A 19,051-nucleotide genomic window follows, 5' to 3' on the forward strand; every position below is an offset into this window, starting at 1 on the left:
TGATTGTGAAAAATTGTAACTAAATATGAATACTCGCAGTATAGGTAGTGTTAATACGCACTGCATCATATCAGCCTCATATTCATTTAAATTTCATCTTAATGAAGAAGTACACGTTTTTAATCACACGCGAATATTCTGTTAGAAATCGATTGATAGTCAGTTTCTCATTAATGGTATTTTTGTCAGTAATTATTGGATTTATTGGTACATCAGGATTGAAAAAATCAAGAGGTCTGGTGGATGCAAAGAATGAGCTTGTGAACATTGAGAAGGAATTGCTGAGTGCTCGATTACAAGTAATGTATTTTAGTAATTATAAAGATACATCTCGAATAACGGATATAACTAATCAGTTAAACTATAACATTGAAAGACTAGAAACTGCTAAACACAATCCTTATTTTACTGATGCAAATATTGATTCATTATTATTGCAAGTAGTTAATTTTAGAGATGGTTTTACATCCTATGCTAATATTGAAATTGAGAAAATAGAATTAATAAAAGAATGGACTAATCAGGGGGATGTTGTTAGTAATCAAATTGGTTTATCCTCTGAAAAGATAAGGGAACGGAAGACATTAAATTATGTAACTACGCTAACTAGCCAATTAAAAGTAATCTGTTCAGGTTTTTACTCTTCACCAATCGATGTTGATGGCTCAATAAATGAAAAACTAGCTAATCGTGTTAAAGGTAGATATGAGAAAGCATTTACAAGCTTAAATAAAGTTGCCACAAATAATAAAGCCTACGCAAAAGAAGTAAATAAGATTATAGATGAATACTTAAAATATCAGAATCTATTTAGTAAATATCTTACCCTAAATGAGAATCAAAGTTATTCTCAGAAAAAAATGAATGGAGCAGCTTGGTTGGTAGGAACAGTTAGTTGGGAGATAGCGCAAGCAGCCGGACATGAAGAGTATTTAATAATGCGATCGGTTAACAGCAATATAATCGTGTTTTTAGTGCTATCTCTTATTTTTGGTGTACTTATAAGCAGAACTACAATAATAAATATATTAAAGCCACTACGTAAAGGTCTTGATTTTGCAAAAGGATTAGCAAATGGGCAGTTATATCATGAGATAGAATTAGAAGGTAAAGATGAAATAAATGACTTGATGATTTCTTTATCAGAGATGAAAATGAAATTAAGAGAAGTGGTTACTGAGATTACCGATAATGCAGAATCATTGGCCAACTCAAGCACGCAATTATCAAAAACTACAGTTGATTTAACTTCAGGGGCTAACATTCAAGCGTCTGCAATTGAAGAGGTTTCTTCTACCATGGAAGAAATAATGTCGAATATAGAGCAGAATTACTCTAATGCAAATAGTAGTGAATTAAAGGCAACAGAAGTGCATTCTAAAGTTTTGGCCACTAGAAAAGAGTCGGACAGTGCAGCAACTGCAAATGTTGAAATTAGTAAGAAAATTGCGATCATTAACGAGATTGCTAGGAGTACAAATATATTGGCCTTAAATGCAGCTGTTGAGGCAGCGCGAGCGGGTGAGCATGGCAAAGGTTTTGCTGTGGTGGCAGCCGAAGTGCGTAAATTAGCTGAAAGAAGTCAGAGTGCTGCTGTTGAAATTATAAAGTTAGCTAAAGAGGGAGGTGAGTTATCCTTAAGTTCTAACGTGAAGTTAAACGAAGCCATTCCGTTTATTGAAGAATCTAACCAACTCTCTAAAGAGATTGCTGCTGCAACCAGAGAGCAAAGAGAAGGGGTTAATCAGATTAATAACTCCATACAGCAAATGAATAACTCAACCCAAGCAAATGCATCTAGTAGTGAAGAAGTATCAGCAAGTGCCGATAACCTGAGTAAACAAGCCAAAATATTACAGGAGTTAATTCACTTTTTCTCTCTTGATGAGGAAGTGATTGAGGAAGAAGAATAGGTCTTTAGTTAATTTTGTAATGATGAATTCTGAACCTTGATCAAAATTAGGTTTGGAATAATTCCTTATACAATAAATATGGTTAAAAAACCTATCCATTTCTCCCCCAAAAAGAGTGATATAATTTCCATCATGTTTATGTATGGAATGCCTTTGTTTTATCCCTCATAAAACCGGATTATATAGTTTTTTGTACAGTTGCATTAATTCACTTCATAGTAACTTATGCAACATGAAATAGCAATTAATTCGCACTCCCAATGCTTAACAATTACTTTACTGAAGCTATATTTCGCAATAAAACAACTTAACTATAAATTGTTGTGATTTTTATTAGGTGTTGGTATTTAGATTCTTAGATAATATGTGTGGTTCTTGATTACTTTATCGATGTACTAAATTGGGAGTAAAAAAAACTTACAAATGCATAATGAGTTATATCTTTTTAGACGTTCAGTTACATAGAAAATTTTTAAAAAAAATAGAGTTTTTCAATGTTTCTAATTCACTTCTGAAAATCCATATTAGGACGGAATCACGATAGCTGATTAAATGGAAAGAGCCAGTTGAATTTCATTTGGCAATAAATAAACTGCCCCCGTTAATTCTCAAATTACTATACCCTCACACAATACCGAAACCTGTATGTTTGGTATAATATTAAAACTCATGAATCGATTAGGTGAGAGATATTTTACCTAAGACTACTATCTGTGGGTTTCTTCAAAGAGTATTATACAATTTAAACTATAATAAGATGAAATCATTGAAAACCATATTAATTATTCTAAGTTTTCTTTTTATCGGGAAGACTTATGCGCAACAACCTAATGTGTTATATATTTTAACGGATGATCACCGTTATGATGCAGTCCGATCATTTAACAAAATGCTTACGGGTAATGAAATGAGTGAGTTGGGTTATGTTGAGTCTCCTCAGGTAGATAAGCTAACCCAAATGGGAACAACGTTTATTAATACCTATTGTCAGGCGCAAGGTTGTGCACCATCTAGGGCATCAATGCATTATGGGCGTTACCCTTTTAGATCGGGTATTTACGAGTTTGAATATCACAACAATATTGCAGAACACACACAACCAACACTACCTGAGCAAATGGCCAAATTGGGTTATCAAACATTTCATGTAGGTAAACTTGGTGTTCGAATTAAAACCTTAAAAGATGGCAAATCTAAGCCGTATCCAATCTATCAAACCGATATTGATTTTAGAACTTTAGCACGTCAGGGATTAAGCGAATGGGGAAGTGATTGGATTAGGGAAGTTAACGGGCAAAAGCTTAAAACACCTATGCAGAATGTTTCGTTCTTTATAACTCCTGATGGGAAAAGGGAATACCTTTCTTCAGAAATGGAAAGTATGGGTTTGCAAAAGAAAGGAACAGCTGAGGCTACCATGAAGAAATACGACCTTTTGCGTTTTAAAAAGGGAAAGCAAAAAGCCTATTATGAAAATGGAATGATAGTAGGAGGGGTAAGCCCTCGAGAAGCAGGTAAAACTCGCGATGGTTATTATACTTCTGTATTTCAAGATTATATTATAAATGGAGATAAACCATTTAGTGTAGGAGAGTTAACTTATGATGGGATTAATACTTCTAAGCCCGTATTCTGCCATATTGGATACGATTTTCCACATACACCTGTTCTTCCTCCGTCCGATTACCGTAAGCGATTCAAGAAGCATACTTATAAGGTTCCTGAATTAACGAATGATGAGTACGAAACTATGGCTAAACAGATGAAAGTTCAGGTTGATAAGAATTTTACCGATAAGTTTAGTGATAAAGACAAACAAATAATGATTCAGGATTATTTTGCCTTTTGTGCCTATGGCGATAAACTTATTGGCGATGCTGTAAATACTTTTATAGAGTATAGCGAAGCGCAAAAGCAAGAGTGGATGATTATTTACGTACATGGAGATCATGGTTGGAAATTGAATGAGCATGGAGCTATTTCAAAGTTTACTCCATGGAGAATTGATAGCCATAACCCAATTGTAGTGGTATCTTCAGATAAAAAGAAATATCCGGCCGGAAAAGTTGTTCGTGAGTTTACTGAGTTTGTTGATGTTGCACCAACTGCACTATCTGCCGCAGGCGCCAAGTTAAATAATGCGGAATACAACTATTTAGATGGTTTAGATTTAGCCAAGGTGGCTAATGGAAGTGCTCCTGTTAGAGATTATGTAATTGGCGAAAGTCATGCAGTTACCGGACCTCGTGCTTTTATCAGAACTAAAGATTATGTCTTCTCTATGAAAACGCGGCCAAGTAAAAAACGTGGCGAAAACATAGAGTGGGCAGTAAATGCAAATTACAGCGATTTAGATCCAGCACTGTATGATATGCGCAAAGATCCTAACGAAACCAATAATGTGGCCTTTAACGCAGAGTATAAGGCTATTGCCAAGGCAATGAAAGAGAAGCTGATTAATATTGTATTGGGAGATAATAGAGTAGAAATAAACTGGGAAAAGTGGGGCACTGGAACCGAAGTCTACAAAAGTAATTTTGCTCCTGGGGCTCACGATTATAAGCTAAAGCTTTAAGTAGCTTATAGATTAGTTGATTTTAAGTTAACAACCAATAATATTCTTTGCCATTCCCTTTTCAAATCAGATTGTTGAAGGGGGAATGGATTAAGAAAGTGATTTATATTTAAGACATCATGAAAATGAAAGTACAAAGTATTATTGTTAGTGCATTACTTTTTTGTGGTATTGCCATAGCGCAACAACCAGCAGTAAAAGTTTACGCTGTGCAACTCGAAAAAGGAAAAGCGAATCCTTTAGTGGAAGTAAAACAAGAAAATGTAGAAGAAAAGATTGGCTGGAAGAACTTTATTTATCTTCAGCCAGAGATAACCTTCCAAACCATTGAAGGTATTGGTGGCGCCTTCAACGAAATTGGAGGAGAGGCTTTGTTAGCAAGCTCAAAAAAAGACCAAAAAGCATTAATGAAGCAATTGTTTTCTGATGAAGGAGCAGGTTTTACTTTTTGTAGAACAGCCATTGGAGCTAGTGATTTTGGTATTGATGCCTACAGCTATTCTATGGTTGCAGATGATTATAGTATGGAGCACTTTTCTATTGATCGCGATAAAAAGTATGTGCTTCCTTACATAAAAAGTGCTTTAAAAGAGAATCCGGATTTAACTGTTTTTGGTTCTCCTTGGAGTCCACCGGGATGGATGAAAGAGAGTGGTTATATGATTGGTTTAAAAGAACCAAATAACAATATTAAAAACGACCCAAAAGTTTTTAAGGCATATGCCAATTACTTTATAAAATACGTTCAGGAATACCAAAAGGCAGGAGTAACAATAGATCGTATCTGTATTCAGAATGAAAACGATGCCAATACGAAATATCCAAGTTGCACATTTCCTGCTAAGCAGATGGTAGCTTTTGCCAATGATTACTTGATACCAGCTTTTAAAGAAAATAAGGTTGAGGCAGGTGTATATGCGGGTACACTGCGTGCTGCGCAGAAATTGGATTTGATGGACTTTATTACTGCGGATGGGCATGAAAATTTAGAAGGAGTTGGTATCCAATATACCGATACCCGATTTTTAGGTGATGTGCGAGCCATTAAACCCGATTTAAAGATCTTTCATACCGAAGGACATTGTTACAACGGCAAAAACACGGTAGAACAAGCTGCAGATCGTTTAGAAGAAGTTGCAGGATACATTAATGCGGGTAGCACCAGTTTTACCTACTGGAATATGATATTGAACGAAACCACTGAGAGTGGATGGGAATGGCCTCAAAATTCATTAATTAATATTGATCGTAAAACCGGAGAGATTACTTACAACCCTGATTACAATGCAATGTATATCATTAGCAAGTTTATCAAGCCAGGAGATGTTAGGTTTGCTGCTGTTCAGCGTGGTAAAGAGCCTATTATTTCTGTTGTATCGCCTGATGGAACAATTAAGGTTTTGATTCAGAATACCAATGCCAATGATAAAAGTTTTGAGATAGCTTTAGGCAAAGAAACGATAAAGGTTAAGGCTTTGGCAAAATCGATTACTGCAGTGGTTCTTAACTAATTTAATTCATTAAGGTCTATGTATGGCTTGCCAAAGCTCGTCTTACATAGGCTTTCTTTAATCTATTTAAATATCATGAAAATTGTCGCCTTTCTTATTTCGTTTTTATTCATTTCCTTTTCTCTATCCCAAACGTTTGCCAGGCCAAGTTTCGATAAATCAAAAGACTTACTTCTTGTAAATTTTGACCTAAAGCCCGATGAAGACGATGTTATGGCAGCAGCAGCGTTTGCTTGTCAATTGCATCATGCTGATTTTGCTGGAATAAATTACTATGTGGTTGCCGGGGCATATGGTTTTCAGGAACACGATTTTATCGAAATAGCAGTTCCTGGCTTTTACAACGAATTGTTTGGATCTCACAAAAGCAATTGGACTAATGCGCATCAAAATTGGAAAGCATCGGTAAAAAGAGCAACAAACAAGGTGCATAACGTAATCAAGCAAGGAGGTAGCATTTTTATTGCCGAAGCAGGTCAATCAGACTTTACCTTCGATGTTTGCCAATCTCTTTTAAAGAAAGGAGTACCATTATCAACCATCAAATCAAAAATGATACTGGTTCAACACAGTAATTGGAATGAGAAAATGACTACCCAAACCAAGTTGGAATGGTTAAAAGAAAATACCAATTACTATAAAATTGAGGATGGTAATAAAACCAATAGAACGCCAAATTATAAAGGATGCGAATACTACCTGGCTTAAGCAAGCAAAAAATTCTACAAACACCTTTGCCAAAGCAGCATGGATTGAAGCAGCGCAGATTTGTGACGAATGGAATGCCTCTTGGGATAACGAAGTGATTACAGGTGGAGGAGTCGATTTTTCTGATGTGGTAGAGCTTTGGTGGATATTTCAGTTAGAGAACAAAGCCAATACTATTGAAGCATTTTGGAACACTTACGTAGTTAACGAAAACTAATTCCACAGTATGAATCCTTTTACAATAAATAAAAAACAACTGCTTCTTTGGGCAATTTTTACCAAGTCACTCTTTATTTGTTTCATCAATTACAGCAGCGCCAGTTTAGTAGCAACGTCCATCATTATCCCAAAAAGCGAAGGATCGATACCCGGAGCATCTTTTAATCATACAGGACACTAAGGTTAATGAAGACTTCTATACGATTCTTAAGGATAAATATCCAAGTTTATCTACAACAGATTTAAAAAAGTGTGCTTTAATCCAGCTAGGATTACCAAGCAAAGAAATGGCTGATATTATGGCTATTGGCGCAGATAGTGTGAGTGCATCTCGTAGCAGAATTCGAAAAAAGATGAACTTAACACGCGATGTGAATTTAGTAGAGTATTTAGGCTCAATCAACTAAGTTGAGTTACTATTCAATAATTTCTAATTCTACTAATTCGCATGTAGCATCAGTTCTTTCAATGCCTTCTACTTTAAATAGTGCATTGAAGTAACTAGCCTCCGATGGAAGCTTTTTGTAGAAGCTTTTAAGGTAATCTACATTGGTGAAGTTATTCACCAAAGCCATAGTGCCTATATCATTATCCGAAACAAAATACAAGGCATTGTTTCCATTATTTAGAGGCATAAAAGAAACCATCGCATATTCTGATTGAATATCGTTTTTGTATTTGGGACGATACTCTTTTTTATTACCATCCTTAGTCGCAATAAAATAATCACGTTCAGTTTCAAAAATCTTGCTGTTTCGCAAAAAAATCTCTTTCGAGATACTCATGGTTTTTTGCTGGCCAACATAAATAATGTTATTCCTCTTACTTTGCGCATATTTAAATTCGCTTTCTGCTAATGTCGCAAACTCAGAATCGTGCTTAAAAAACCAATTAGCTAATTTATAAACAGAGTGAGGAATTGCTTTTGTATAAAAGGTATAGCCTGGTTTCTGCAGGCTGTCAATATTGTTTTTTTCAATATGAGCCACAAAATCTTCAGTGCTATTTACGCCTGCTATAGTATGTAATTCGCCAATGTTGCCACATTTTCGTTGCACAACAACCTGATCGGCTAAAACGCAAAAGTTAGAGGCATTCTTACTCATAAACGAATCCCACAGGTATAATTTACCTTTACCATTGAGTGAATGAGCGATAATTCCAGTAATAAGCATTAATGGTATGATGAATAAAAGGAGCTTTTTTAAACTATAAAGGTTCTTTACAGAACTTGTTTTGTTATCTTTTGGAGTTTTGATTCTCACATCAGATGGCTTGGTGAACTTTACCTTATAACTTCCTTTTTCCAGAACAAATAAGATAGGAGCATTCTTACCATCCTCAGCATAATAAGTGTCTAATTTTTTACGCAGCTTGTGCATATACACACGCACAAGTCCATCGTTTTTTGATGATGAGTAATCAGCATCGAATACCTCAATACCAATAATATCTTCTTTTAAGTGAGTTCCCTTTAAAGATTCTTCAACCAGAAATGTAATAAGATTAATAAGCCTTGGAGATTTATTAAAAAGACGATTTTCGGTGATGGTCTTGAGCTGTTCCTTTATTGTTTGTGTGTCAAAATTTTGCTCCATAAGCCAACAAACTTACAAATGTTTTGTGTCATATTAAAGTGTTTTTGTAACATGCAATAAGCGAGGTGTTTGTGATTGATGAGTTACGGTAACGTAACCGTTATTTCGTGTTTTATATACCGTAATTACTCCAAGTTGGAAGGTTTTGAGCAAGCTGATATTTAATTTTGAGAGTACTGATAAAAAATACCATAAACCAGTGTCTAGATCAGAAAAAAAATTACAATGAAGCTCGCAATTACAACTCTAATTATTGTACTTATATGTAGTGCTATTTCGGCACAAGTTATAGGCTACGAAAACTTACCAAGGACAAAAGAAAATATCAATGTTGATTGGCATTGGATGAAGGATAATGCAGAAACGCCTGAAAAGTTAAATGCCAATGGATGGAAACGAGTTTCTTTGCCACATAATCCCGATCCTGTTTCATTAGGGCTAAAGGAAATTAACGATACCTGGCCACAATCCGAAAGTATGCGCGATATAAGTTGGTATCGAAAAGAAATAAAAATTTCGTACAATGAGAACCAGCTAGTGTTTTTGGAGTTTGAAGGTGTTCATTCTGTAACAGAACTTTGGGTAAATAAGCAATATGCTGGGAAAAGTGACATCAGCGGATATACGCCTTTTCATTTTGATATTACTAAATTTTTAAAACCAAACTCGTCAAATGAAATTATAGTTAAAGCGGATAATAGGTTTAATGCTTTGGTACCGCCCGATCCGCATAAGACGGACTTTTTAAAATGGGGAGGTATTTATCGCGATGTCTATCTGGTTACTACCAACAAACTTCGTGTTAATTTTAATTGGGAAGATAAAGAAGCTGGTGTGCGAATTACAACGCCAACGGTAAAACGTCGGTATGGTATAGCCGCAATTACCACAACCGTAGTTAATGATTATAATACAAAGCAATCTGCCGAAATTATTACCAAAATTGTTAATGCTAGCGGACTTGTATTAAAAACAGTCATCGATTCAAATATCATTCAAGCTGGTACATCTTATACATTTAAACAATCGTCAGTTCTCGAAGATGAAGATTACTATACATGGTCGCCCGATAATCCTTATCTGTATCGTGCAGTTTCTTATATCTATGCCAATGGTAAGTTAGTTGATTTTATAGAGAATAAATTTGGTTTTAGAAAACTTGAATTGGTTGATGGACAGGGTTTGTTGCTAAATGGTAAACCGTTTTTTATGATTGGAGCTAATAGGCATCAAAGTTTTGCGCATATAGGCGATGCTGTTCCAAACTCAATACATTACGAAGAAGCTCTTCGTTTTAAAGAAGCAGGTTTTAATACCATTCGCCTTTCTCATTATCCGCAAGATGATGCTTTTGTTGAGGCCTGCGACGAACTGGGTATCCTTCTGTACGAAGAACCTGCTACCTGGATAAATTGGCAACAGGGCGAGTGGATGGATAAACTGGAAGAGCAAACCCGTATCATGATTCGAAATCATCGAAATCATCCTTCTATTGCCATTTGGGGAGCAGGAATCAATCACAGAGGTAATGTGCCACGGTTGGCAAAAGCTTGTAAAGAAGAAGATCCAGAACGTTTGACTGCAAGTGCTTCCAGTCCTTGGAATGGTATGCGACATGCAGGACCAACAGATATTTTTGCAACGATGGATTATCGCAGATCCGATTGGGCTGAGGAAGGTTTTACGCTTGTTATGGAACATGGCTGTAATCCGAGTGGAATTGCCAATCAGTTTCATATTTCCAGATATAAAAAACGAAATAATAATATTGGGACAATAACTTGGTTAGCCTCCGATTATTATCATTTTAAAAAGCAAGTTGATCATCCCAATAAGCACACAGATTATGCTGTGTTAGATATGTATCGCAACAAGCGTCCCGTCTATTATTGGTATCAATCGGAGTTAAATGCTGAGCATATGGTTCATATTGCCGATGAGCGTGTTTCTACAGATGGAATTATTCATGTTTACAGCAATGCTGATAGGGTTGAGCTATATGACAACGGTAAATTAATAGGTTCTCAAGCGCCGGATAATGTGCATGAGAAGTCAAATAATAACCATCCATCTTTTACTTTTTATCATCAATGGAAAGGAGAGGATTTAAAAGCTTTGGCATACAAAAAAGGAAAGCTTGTGGCAGAGCACGAGCGTAAAATGCCAGGGCAACCATATGCTTTAAAACTGATTGAAGATTATCCTGAATTAAAGTTAAAAGCAGGCGGATCTGATATAAAGATGATAAGAGCTTTGATCCTCGATAGAAATGGAACTATTGTTACAGATGCAGAGAACCTTATTCATTTTGAAGTAGCAGGCAATGGCAAGTTGGTAGATGCTGAGAAAGATTATATTGATCAGATGAAATCTTTAAATGGAATTGCTACAGTCTATGTCCGTGGGAAATCTCAAGCAGGGGAAATAACAGTGAAGGCGACTTCAAAAAAGCTAAAATCTTCAAATATGTCTATGGAGACAGTGGCGTTTGAGTCCAACCAGATTTTGGTAAAAGCAGAACCTATTTACGATTTTCCAATTTATCAAATCGATTTAGGACATAAAGGGCAACTAACTCAATTTGATTGGACAGCCTGGGATGTATCAAGCGTAAATGATTTAAAGTTTACAGATAAGTCGGGCCTTCAATTTTCGGTTTCATCAGTTAATGAAATTCAATGGTCAAAAGGACAACCTTCTATGCTTGGCGATTTGGCCTTTGTTGGAGCCGATGGCGTTTTTGTTCAAGATGCTTCTTTGGTGTTGTCAATTAAAGGTTTGGAGCTAGGTAAGTACAAAATGGTAAGCTATCATAATGCACATTCACATAAAGGCCAGTTTCCATACAATATCAATAATAGTAAACATCTTGACGAACGATGGAAAGCACCAGAGCAGCATATGGTTGGGTATTTTAGTAATTCAGATTCCGGCGAACGTGCTCCAATCCATTACACACAGTTTTTTGAAGTAAGGGAAAGAGAAGAAATAAACCTGAATTTTCAAAGTGATAAACCCGGCAGCTACACTTGGTTGAATGGTTTTGAGTTGAGAAGAGTAGTCAATAATAGAAAATTAAACACAGAGACACAGAGTCGCAGAGGATTATAAAATTGCTCAAAAATAACTCAGTGCCTTTGTGTCTCTGTGTTTTTCTTTTAAGCATAAATGCAGACAATATGATGAACTAGAGTCTTAATACTAAAATTTTAATACAATGAAACAATTCATATTTATAGCTCTTTTGGTACTATCCTTAGCGGGATGTAAAAAAGAAAACAAACCAGAAGAAGTCGCCGCTCGTTATCCAATTCTTTACAATATGGTTCATCATAACCCAGGCGAACCACGTTTTAATACCAAGTATACCGAACCTTCTTATATAAAGGAGTTGGGCTATAATGGTCAAGTGCCAAAATTCGAAATTCAGTGTGCCGTTACTTACGATGCTTATGAGGATAACTTAGTGCCAGATAATACACCCGAAAAAATGTGGATTCACCGAAAGGCTGCAGATGTTCGTATTATGCTTGAGAATGCCAAGCGTGCAGAAATGCCAATTTATCCGTTTACGGATGTTTTTGTAGTGCCTAAATCAGTAATGGCAAAGTATGGTGATGAAATGAAACTTGATGGCAGATTATCTATACATCAACCACGAACGCAGGAAATTTTAAAAGCTCAAATTGATGAAATATTTACTAAGTTTCCTGAGTTAGGGGGCTTAACTATTCGTTTTGGAGAAACGTATTTGCACGATACTCCTTATCATGAAGGTAACAGACCTGTTTACGGGCCTGACGATCATATAAAGATTCTTAATTTGTTAAGAGAAGAGGTTTGTGTAAAGCGTAACAAAAAGTTGATATACAGAACTTGGGATTGGGGAAAAGTGAAGGAGAAATTTCACTTAAGACCTGAGGTTTATTTAAAAATAACCAATGCTGTTGAAACACATCCAAACTTATATTTTTCAATAAAACATGTAAATGGCGATTTCCTTCGCGACCTTCCTTTTAATAAAACCATCGGAATTGGTAAGCATCAGCAAATTGTTGAGGTTTCTATCAATCAGGCAGGTATGTACGGACGTAATGCACACCCTTACTACATAGGTAAGGGTGTAATTGAAGGTTGGCCAGAAATGGAAGAAAAGAAAGGGCTACGTGATTTGTATGATAATGAACAAGTAAAAGGTATTTGGACATGGACTTGGGGAGATGGCTGGTTTGGGCCATACTTTGGCAATGAGTTTTGGATGGACTTAAATGAGTTTATGATTCGTGAGTTCACCAAAAATCCCTTAAAATCAGAAGAAGCGATTTTTAAGGAATACGCAAGCACTCATTTAAAAATGTCAACTGATAATATCACTAAGCTTCGAGACTTATGCCTATTGTCTGTTGATGCTGTATTTAAGGGGCAGGCAACACATATGCAGTATATGCAACCATGGTGGATTCGTGATCACTTTTTCTCTGCAATGGACATGTCCATTTATGTAAAAAAAGGTATTGCTGATGCAGTATTGGTTGAGAAAAAAGAGAATCTTAAAACCTGGTACAAAATGGAAGAAATAGCCAATAGTATCTCTTTGCCAAATAAAGAAGACCAAGAATTTTTAAAAGTTTCTACCACTTATGGATGTATCAAATATGAGTTGATAGAATTGATTTTCCGTACGCAAATTATGTTTGCACAAATGGAAATAGACGGTAAAGCTTTTGATAAAGAAGAGGCCCAACTGATTCTGAAAACCTATAAGGATAAATGGGATGAATGGTTGACTCTGAAGAAGGAAAACCCATGCTGCCCAACTTTGTATGTCGATTATGCAGCAGATCATTGTATGGGCAATGAGCCTTTTAATACTTCTATTAAAAAACTAGAATCTCTTTTGAAAAACAACTAAAATCTGATAACAGGATAATCACATGAAACTGTCTTGATACTTTTATCTTGACACTAATTTTTAAACAGATGAAAAACATTATAACTCTAATTATTGCAATTTTATTTATTACTGAATTTACAAATGCACAAGTAGCTGTAGATGTGAATTTAAATGTAAAACATATTGTTGGTGGTAAATCCACGTTCGATCGTGAAAAATACATCACCTTACATGCAGGTTTGCACCATGGCGAATGGCCCAACGAAACCATGCGCGACACTTTCCTTTTAAATTATGATGTTTATTTAGGACGCGAAAACGGAACATTACCCGGAAATATCAGGCGAATAGGAGAAGACCCAAATAAGCCGGGATGGCCCAATGTAAAAGATATTGAGAAATTAGGGAAGATTCTCAAAAAGAAATATGCTTCAAAACCTCTTGAAAAAAGTATTGAGGAAAGATCCAAAGTTATGATGATTGGCGGACAGTTTAACAATTATCCAACCGGAAAACCAATACCAATGTACAAAGGTTACGAGCCTTGGACCATTGCCAATAATGAAGCAGCAGCAGAATATTATGCAAACTTTATTAAAGAAGCTTTTGGCGATGATGGTGAAGCACAACCTAAATATCTGGAGGTAATCAATGAGCCATTTGTAAAGGCAGGTAGTTATGGTACAACCCGACAAGCCATTTCAGAATACCATGTGGCTGTGGCAAAAAGGGTAAAAGAGCTTAATCCGGATGTTTTAGTTGGAGGATACACAGCAGCATATCCTGAGTATTCAGCTGGTAATTCAACTTTTGGGCACTGGAACAACAATTGGAAACGATTTATTGATGTTGCCGGAAAGGATATGGATTTTTTCTCATTGCATATTTATGATGGAATGGCGCGCGAGGGTGTAGAAAACTATTACAGATGTGGTAGCAACATGGAAGCCATGCTTGATATTATAGAAGCATACAGCATGATAAAATTAGGAGAAGTAAAGCCTTTTATAATTTCTGAATATGGGTATTATTGGCAAAGAGAAACCATTGAAAAATATACCAAAGAGTTCGACTGGCAAAATCTAAGATCATTCTCAACCATAATGATGCAGTTGATGGCAAAGCCTGATGTAATGGAATGTACCATGCCATTTATGTTATTACAAGGTAATTGGTGGAAACCAAAAAATGACTCTCCAACAGCAAAATACCCTTATCGTTTATTCCGACAAAAGAAAGATGTGGAAGGACAAACAGGCGATGAATACGAGTTTACAGAGTTAGTAAAATTCTATCAGTTATGGAGCGATGTAAAAGGCACTCGTATTGATACAAAATCGGCTGATATAGATATTCAGACCGACGCCTATGTGGATGGTAAAAAGATGTATTTGATTTTAAATAATATGGAAACTACCCCGCAAACTCTCAATTTGAACCTAGTAGATAGTAAAAAGAATAAAGTACAAAGCATCAAACTAAAACATCTTTACGAGGTAAACGAACTTCCGATATTGGATGAAAAACAGTTGGATATAAATACTAAAGAGGTAACACTTTCACAAAGTGCCACCATGATTTTAGAGTACACATTTAAGAAAAATATCAATATCAGTGAAACCAATCACGAGACAAAAGTATATGCTGATTCATATCTGAAAAAGATAGAAGCAGGAAAAAAGAATTCATTTGAGTTTAAATCAGATAAACTAATAAAAGCAGCAAATGGTGAACTAGTTCTTCGCCTCGGTATGGGTAGGGAGCACCCAGGTGAGAACGCTTCTTTTGTTTATCCTGAGGTATATTTTAATGGTACTAAAATTAATGTTCCAACAGATTGGAGAGGCGATGATCAGAGCACAAGAGCGCGTTTCTTTGGCGTACTAGAAATTCCGGTTCCTTACCATCTTCTTGACGATACTTTATCAAGTCAAAAAGTAGAAGTTCAGTTTTCTAATACTGGTGGTTTTATCAGTAGTGCAGTGCTTCAAAAATTCGATTTCAGTAAAGATTTAAATAGAGGAGGCAAATAATGCGGTATTTAGTTTTAGCTGTTCAGTTGTTATTTGCAACATTGCTATTTGCACAAAAGAGCCATCAAAAACCCAATATCATTTTCATCATGTCTGATGATCATGCGGCTCATGCTATCGGAGCTTACGGTGGGAGGTTATCCAAGTTAGGCATGACACCTAACTTGGATGAAATGGCATCGGACGGAATGCTTTTTCAGAATGTGTTCTGCAATAATTCCATTTGTACCCCAAGTAGGGCATCCATCATTACAGGGCAGTATCCGCAAACCAATGGCGTTTTAGATTTAGATCATAAGCTAGATACAGACAAACAGTACCTCCCTATCGAACTTAAGAAACTAGGGTATAGCACTGCTGTATTTGGTAAATGGCACTTAAAAAACGAACCAATTAACTTTGATTACTACAAAGTTTTACCCAGTCAGGGCAAGTATAATAATCCTGTTTTCCTCGAAAAAGGAAAAGGAGAGTGGCCCAGCAATAAAGTTGAAACAGAAGGGCATTCAAGCGATGTAATTACCAGCTCAGTTATTGAGCATATTAAAAACAGGGATCAATCAAAACCTTTTTTTGTAATGCATCATTTTAAAGCACCACATGGATTTTTTCATTATGCACCACGTTACGAGAGTTACTTAGCGGATACAGAAATTCCAGAACCTGCCAGTATGTATTATCAGCCCAATTGGGGTTCTGAAGGTTCTCGTGGTAAAAACGATTCATTACGAAATTATATTGGATCATCCACTTCTAACAGGCATTTTGATATCAATTACTACAGCAACTACTTTCAAAAAACAGATGATCAACAGCAGTCTGCTCATGAGGCTTATCAGCATTACCTGAAAGCCTATTTACGTTTGGTAAAAGGAGTGGATGATAATATTGGAAAATTGATTGCTTATTTAAAGCAAGAAGGTTTATACGATAATACGGTTATTGTTTATACTAGCGATCAAGGTATGATGCTTGGCGAACACGATTTTCAGGATAAACGTTGGATGTATGAAGAATCAATGCGTATGCCTTTTATTATGCATTATCCTAAAATGATTGAGCCTGGTAAAGTAAACGATTTGTTAGTTAATAATACCGACTTTGCACCAACCCTTATTGAGTTAGCCGGAGGTAGCGCCCCTAAATATATGCAAGGTAAAAGTTTCATTAATACTTTACAGGGAAAGGATGAGTTAGGATGGCGAACGGCAACTTACTATCGTTATTGGATGCATATCATACACCATTACGTTCCGGCGCATATTGGTATACGTTCTAAAAACTATAAGCTGATGTTCTTTTATGGCAAGCATTACCTGCCCGAAGAAGAACACGAAGGTCATTACTGGAAAAAGCGATATGATGGCGAAGAGCGAGAAACCCCGCATACTTGGGAATTCTATGATTTATCAAATGACCCTCAGGAACTAAACAATCGCTATAACGATACTGCTTATTCCGAAATTATTGCAGAGCTAAAAGCAGAGATGTTAAAGCAACGCGAAGAACTTAACGAAACGGACAAGGACTATCCGGAGATTCAAGCCATAATTGAAAAGCATTGGAATGACTAAATTAAAGACAAGAACAATGAATTATAGATTATACTTATTACTAATCGCCTTTTTATCAACCATGATAACTAGTGCCCAGAAAGAATACCACGTTTCGCCAACGGCAACAAAAAACGGGAAAGGAACGCTTGAATCTCCATTTAATTCTTTAGAGGCGGCAAAGAGAAAAGTAACCTCAATCAATAAAAATATGAAAGAGGATATTGTGGTTTATCTGCATGGCGGAACTTATAACTTAACAAGCCCAATTATTTTTAAAGAAAAAGATTCTGGTACAAACCAACATACCATTACATACAAGGCCTATAACAAAGAAGTTCCTAAAATCAGCGGAGGGGTTCAAGTTACAGGATGGGAAAAAGTTGCGGGCAATATCTATAAGGCCAAATTAAACCGAGATAGTAAGTTGCGCACTCTGTTTGTAAACGGTAAGAGAATGCGCATGGCCGGTACAGAAGTCCCAGTGAAAGGACTAGGGCCATGGGGGAATTTTGAAGTAGAAGGAACAGAGAGCTGGGCTTTCGATGCAGGTTCAGCTCTGGATGGAATTAAGTTTAAAACGGCAGAGGTTGCAGCATACAGGAATGCCGAAGATGTTGAGTTGGTACAATGTAATGTTTGGACCGAGAAAATTTACTGCATTAGAGAATCAGAGCAAATTGCAGATACCACTATTCTTAAACTACAACAACCCTATGGTGCCATTGCAACAACCATGGGTTGGAATGCAAAAATAAATCACAGAATGCCTTTTGTGGTGCGTAATGCTTATGAATTATTAGATACGCCTGGCGAGTTTTATTTTAATCGAAAAACACAGACACTTTACTATTATAGCAATGGTGAAGATATGGCTAAGGCCGAGGTAATTGTTCCTACTTCAGATGGTTTAATTCGTGTAGAAGGCACATCAATAAAGTCTCGAGTAAAAAACATCCATTTTGAGGGAATCACTTTTTCATACGACCATTGGAACTTAATGGAAATAGAAGGTTCGCATGCTTTTGCTGGAGTTCAAAGCTCGGCTATGGCCACTCAATTTATTTCAGATGGTAATTGGCATCGTACAGAATACAATTGTACCGGTATCCCGCGGGGAAGTATTGAAATTAGTAATGCCGAAAATATTTCGTTTGAGAATAATCGCTTTGAAGGATTAAGTTCTGCCATTGCCATTAATATGGTGAATGATGTAAAAAACGGTAAGGTTAACGGAAACTGTTTTCACGATTTATTGGGAAATACTGTTAATGTCGGTCATCCGCAACATTATAAAATAGGCGATGGTCATTTATACGCTCCAGAGGAAGAAGCCATTTGTGAGAACATCAACATCACCAATAATTACATTCGCAATGTTTGCCTCGATTTCCGTCAATTAGAAGGCATAACAGCCTTTTTTGTAGCCAATGTAAAGGTAGATCATAATGATATTGCCAGAATGCCATACGGAGCCATTACCATAGGTTGGTGGTGGGGTAATTCAGGTCTGCCAGCTTCAACAGTCGCAAAAAATAATTCCATGAGTTTCAACAAGGCCGGAGACACACATCAAGCACTAAAAGATGGCGGTATCATTTACAGTTTGGGTGAGCAGCCAGGGAGTATTATCGAAGGGAATTATTTGTATAGAGGACAGCGATGTATCTATCCTGATGATGGTTCTGCCTATTGGACCATAAAACGGAATGTAGTAGATAATCGTATTCCGCATAAAAAAGGTATTTTTTGGCTACATACCTGGACCGATAAGTGTCATGATATCATAGCAACGGATAACTTTGTAAAGGATAATAATATCAAGAACAACGGTACCAACTGTCCAATTGAGAATACGGAGTCTTTTGTAAGAAGAGACTTCTCTGATGAGGCTAAAGCGATAATGAAGGCTGCCGGTATTCAAGATGATTACAAACATTTAATTCCTGCCAAAGAGCCTAAGAAGATTAGGCTTTATCCAAAGGATTTTAAAGATACCGACCACTAATAAGAATATAAGGAAAAGACCACCATAATACAATAATAA

Annotated in this window: 12 protein-coding genes; 11 read left to right on the plus strand and 1 reads right to left on the minus strand. The window is 36.3% G+C overall.

Going from position 1 to position 19,051, the window contains the following annotated elements; all coding sequences use genetic code 11:
• Window positions 1-101: 101 nt before the first annotated feature.
• The 6 genes from A8B35_RS23380 (at window position 102) to A8B35_RS23770 (ending at window position 7,333) form a co-directional block, all read left to right on the plus strand.
• Window positions 102-1,913: a methyl-accepting chemotaxis protein gene (locus A8B35_RS23380; protein ID WP_083634449.1), complete on the plus strand. Its 1,812-nt coding sequence runs from the start codon at window positions 102-104 to the stop codon at window positions 1,911-1,913.
• A gap of 757 nt (window positions 1,914-2,670) precedes the next feature.
• Window positions 2,671-4,488 (plus strand): sulfatase-like hydrolase/transferase, encoded by a 1,818-nt coding sequence (locus A8B35_RS13680; RefSeq protein ID WP_068473571.1) that lies wholly within the window; start codon window positions 2,671-2,673, stop codon window positions 4,486-4,488.
• Window positions 4,489-4,607: 119 nt separating this feature from the next.
• Window positions 4,608-5,999 carry a glycoside hydrolase family 30 protein gene (locus A8B35_RS13685; RefSeq protein ID WP_068473574.1) on the plus strand — a complete coding sequence of 464 codons (1,392 nt, stop codon included), beginning with the start codon at window positions 4,608-4,610 and terminating at the stop codon, window positions 5,997-5,999.
• A gap of 75 nt (window positions 6,000-6,074) precedes the next feature.
• Window positions 6,075-6,707, plus strand: a complete 633-nt coding sequence (locus A8B35_RS13690) for a hypothetical protein (RefSeq protein WP_068473576.1) — start codon at window positions 6,075-6,077, stop codon at window positions 6,705-6,707.
• Window positions 6,649-6,924, plus strand: a complete 276-nt coding sequence (locus A8B35_RS13695; RefSeq protein WP_068473580.1) for a hypothetical protein — start codon at window positions 6,649-6,651, stop codon at window positions 6,922-6,924. The genes A8B35_RS13690 and A8B35_RS13695 overlap by 59 nt, the downstream gene beginning before the upstream one ends.
• A 205-nt stretch (window positions 6,925-7,129) precedes the next feature.
• A complete protein-coding gene (locus tag A8B35_RS23770; RefSeq protein WP_262506921.1) occupies window positions 7,130-7,333 on the plus strand; it encodes a helix-turn-helix transcriptional regulator in 204 nt (67 codons plus the stop codon).
• Between the two features lie 9 nt (window positions 7,334-7,342).
• Here A8B35_RS23770 and A8B35_RS13705 read toward each other — a convergent pair whose 3' ends face one another.
• Window positions 7,343-8,524 carry a hypothetical protein gene (locus A8B35_RS13705; RefSeq protein WP_068473583.1) on the minus strand — a complete coding sequence of 394 codons (1,182 nt, stop codon included), beginning with the start codon at window positions 8,522-8,524 and terminating at the stop codon, window positions 7,343-7,345.
• Between the two features lie 225 nt (window positions 8,525-8,749).
• Between A8B35_RS13705 and A8B35_RS13710 the strand changes: the two genes are divergently transcribed.
• The 5 genes from A8B35_RS13710 to A8B35_RS13730 all read left to right on the plus strand — a co-directional run bounded on the left by A8B35_RS13710 (window position 8,750) and on the right by A8B35_RS13730 (window position 19,012).
• Window positions 8,750-11,635: a glycoside hydrolase family 2 protein gene (locus tag A8B35_RS13710; protein ID WP_068473586.1), complete on the plus strand. Its 2,886-nt coding sequence runs from the start codon at window positions 8,750-8,752 to the stop codon at window positions 11,633-11,635.
• A 106-nt stretch (window positions 11,636-11,741) separates the two neighbouring features.
• Window positions 11,742-13,436 carry a hypothetical protein gene (locus A8B35_RS13715; protein WP_222844157.1) on the plus strand — a complete coding sequence of 565 codons (1,695 nt, stop codon included), beginning with the start codon at window positions 11,742-11,744 and terminating at the stop codon, window positions 13,434-13,436.
• Between the two features lie 68 nt (window positions 13,437-13,504).
• A complete protein-coding gene (locus A8B35_RS13720) occupies window positions 13,505-15,451 on the plus strand; it encodes a hypothetical protein (protein ID WP_068473589.1) in 1,947 nt (648 codons plus the stop codon).
• Entirely contained in the window at window positions 15,451-17,025 is a 1,575-nt protein-coding gene (locus A8B35_RS13725) for a sulfatase family protein (RefSeq protein ID WP_068473592.1), read from the plus strand. Before A8B35_RS13720 ends, A8B35_RS13725 begins: the two co-directional genes overlap by 1 nt.
• Before the next feature lie 16 nt (window positions 17,026-17,041).
• A complete protein-coding gene (locus A8B35_RS13730; RefSeq protein ID WP_139314901.1) occupies window positions 17,042-19,012 on the plus strand; it encodes a hypothetical protein in 1,971 nt (656 codons plus the stop codon).
• Window positions 19,013-19,051 lie beyond the last annotated feature (39 nt).

This window comes from Saccharicrinis aurantiacus (genome assembly GCF_001660705.2).
Lineage (GTDB): Bacteria > Bacteroidota > Bacteroidia > Bacteroidales > Marinilabiliaceae > Saccharicrinis > Saccharicrinis aurantiacus.

Bases quoted from the DNA above. Each gene is read 5' to 3' on its own strand.
- A8B35_RS23380 (WP_083634449.1), top strand. From the start codon at position 102: ATGAAGAAGTACACGTTTTTAATCACACGCGAATATTCTGTTAGAAAT.
- A8B35_RS13680 (WP_068473571.1), top strand. From the start codon at position 2,671: ATGAAATCATTGAAAACCATATTAATTATTCTAAGTTTTCTTTTTATC.
- A8B35_RS13685 (WP_068473574.1), top strand. From the start codon at position 4,608: ATGAAAATGAAAGTACAAAGTATTATTGTTAGTGCATTACTTTTTTGT.
- A8B35_RS13690 (WP_068473576.1), top strand. From the start codon at position 6,075: ATGAAAATTGTCGCCTTTCTTATTTCGTTTTTATTCATTTCCTTTTCT.
- A8B35_RS13695 (WP_068473580.1), top strand. From the start codon at position 6,649: ATGGTAATAAAACCAATAGAACGCCAAATTATAAAGGATGCGAATACT.
- A8B35_RS13705 (WP_068473583.1), bottom strand. From the start codon at position 8,524: ATGGAGCAAAATTTTGACACACAAACAATAAAGGAACAGCTCAAGACC.
- A8B35_RS13710 (WP_068473586.1), top strand. From the start codon at position 8,750: ATGAAGCTCGCAATTACAACTCTAATTATTGTACTTATATGTAGTGCT.
- A8B35_RS13715 (WP_222844157.1), top strand. From the start codon at position 11,742: ATGAAACAATTCATATTTATAGCTCTTTTGGTACTATCCTTAGCGGGA.
- A8B35_RS13720 (WP_068473589.1), top strand. From the start codon at position 13,505: ATGAAAAACATTATAACTCTAATTATTGCAATTTTATTTATTACTGAA.
- A8B35_RS13725 (WP_068473592.1), top strand. From the start codon at position 15,451: ATGCGGTATTTAGTTTTAGCTGTTCAGTTGTTATTTGCAACATTGCTA.
- A8B35_RS13730 (WP_139314901.1), top strand. From the start codon at position 17,042: ATGAATTATAGATTATACTTATTACTAATCGCCTTTTTATCAACCATG.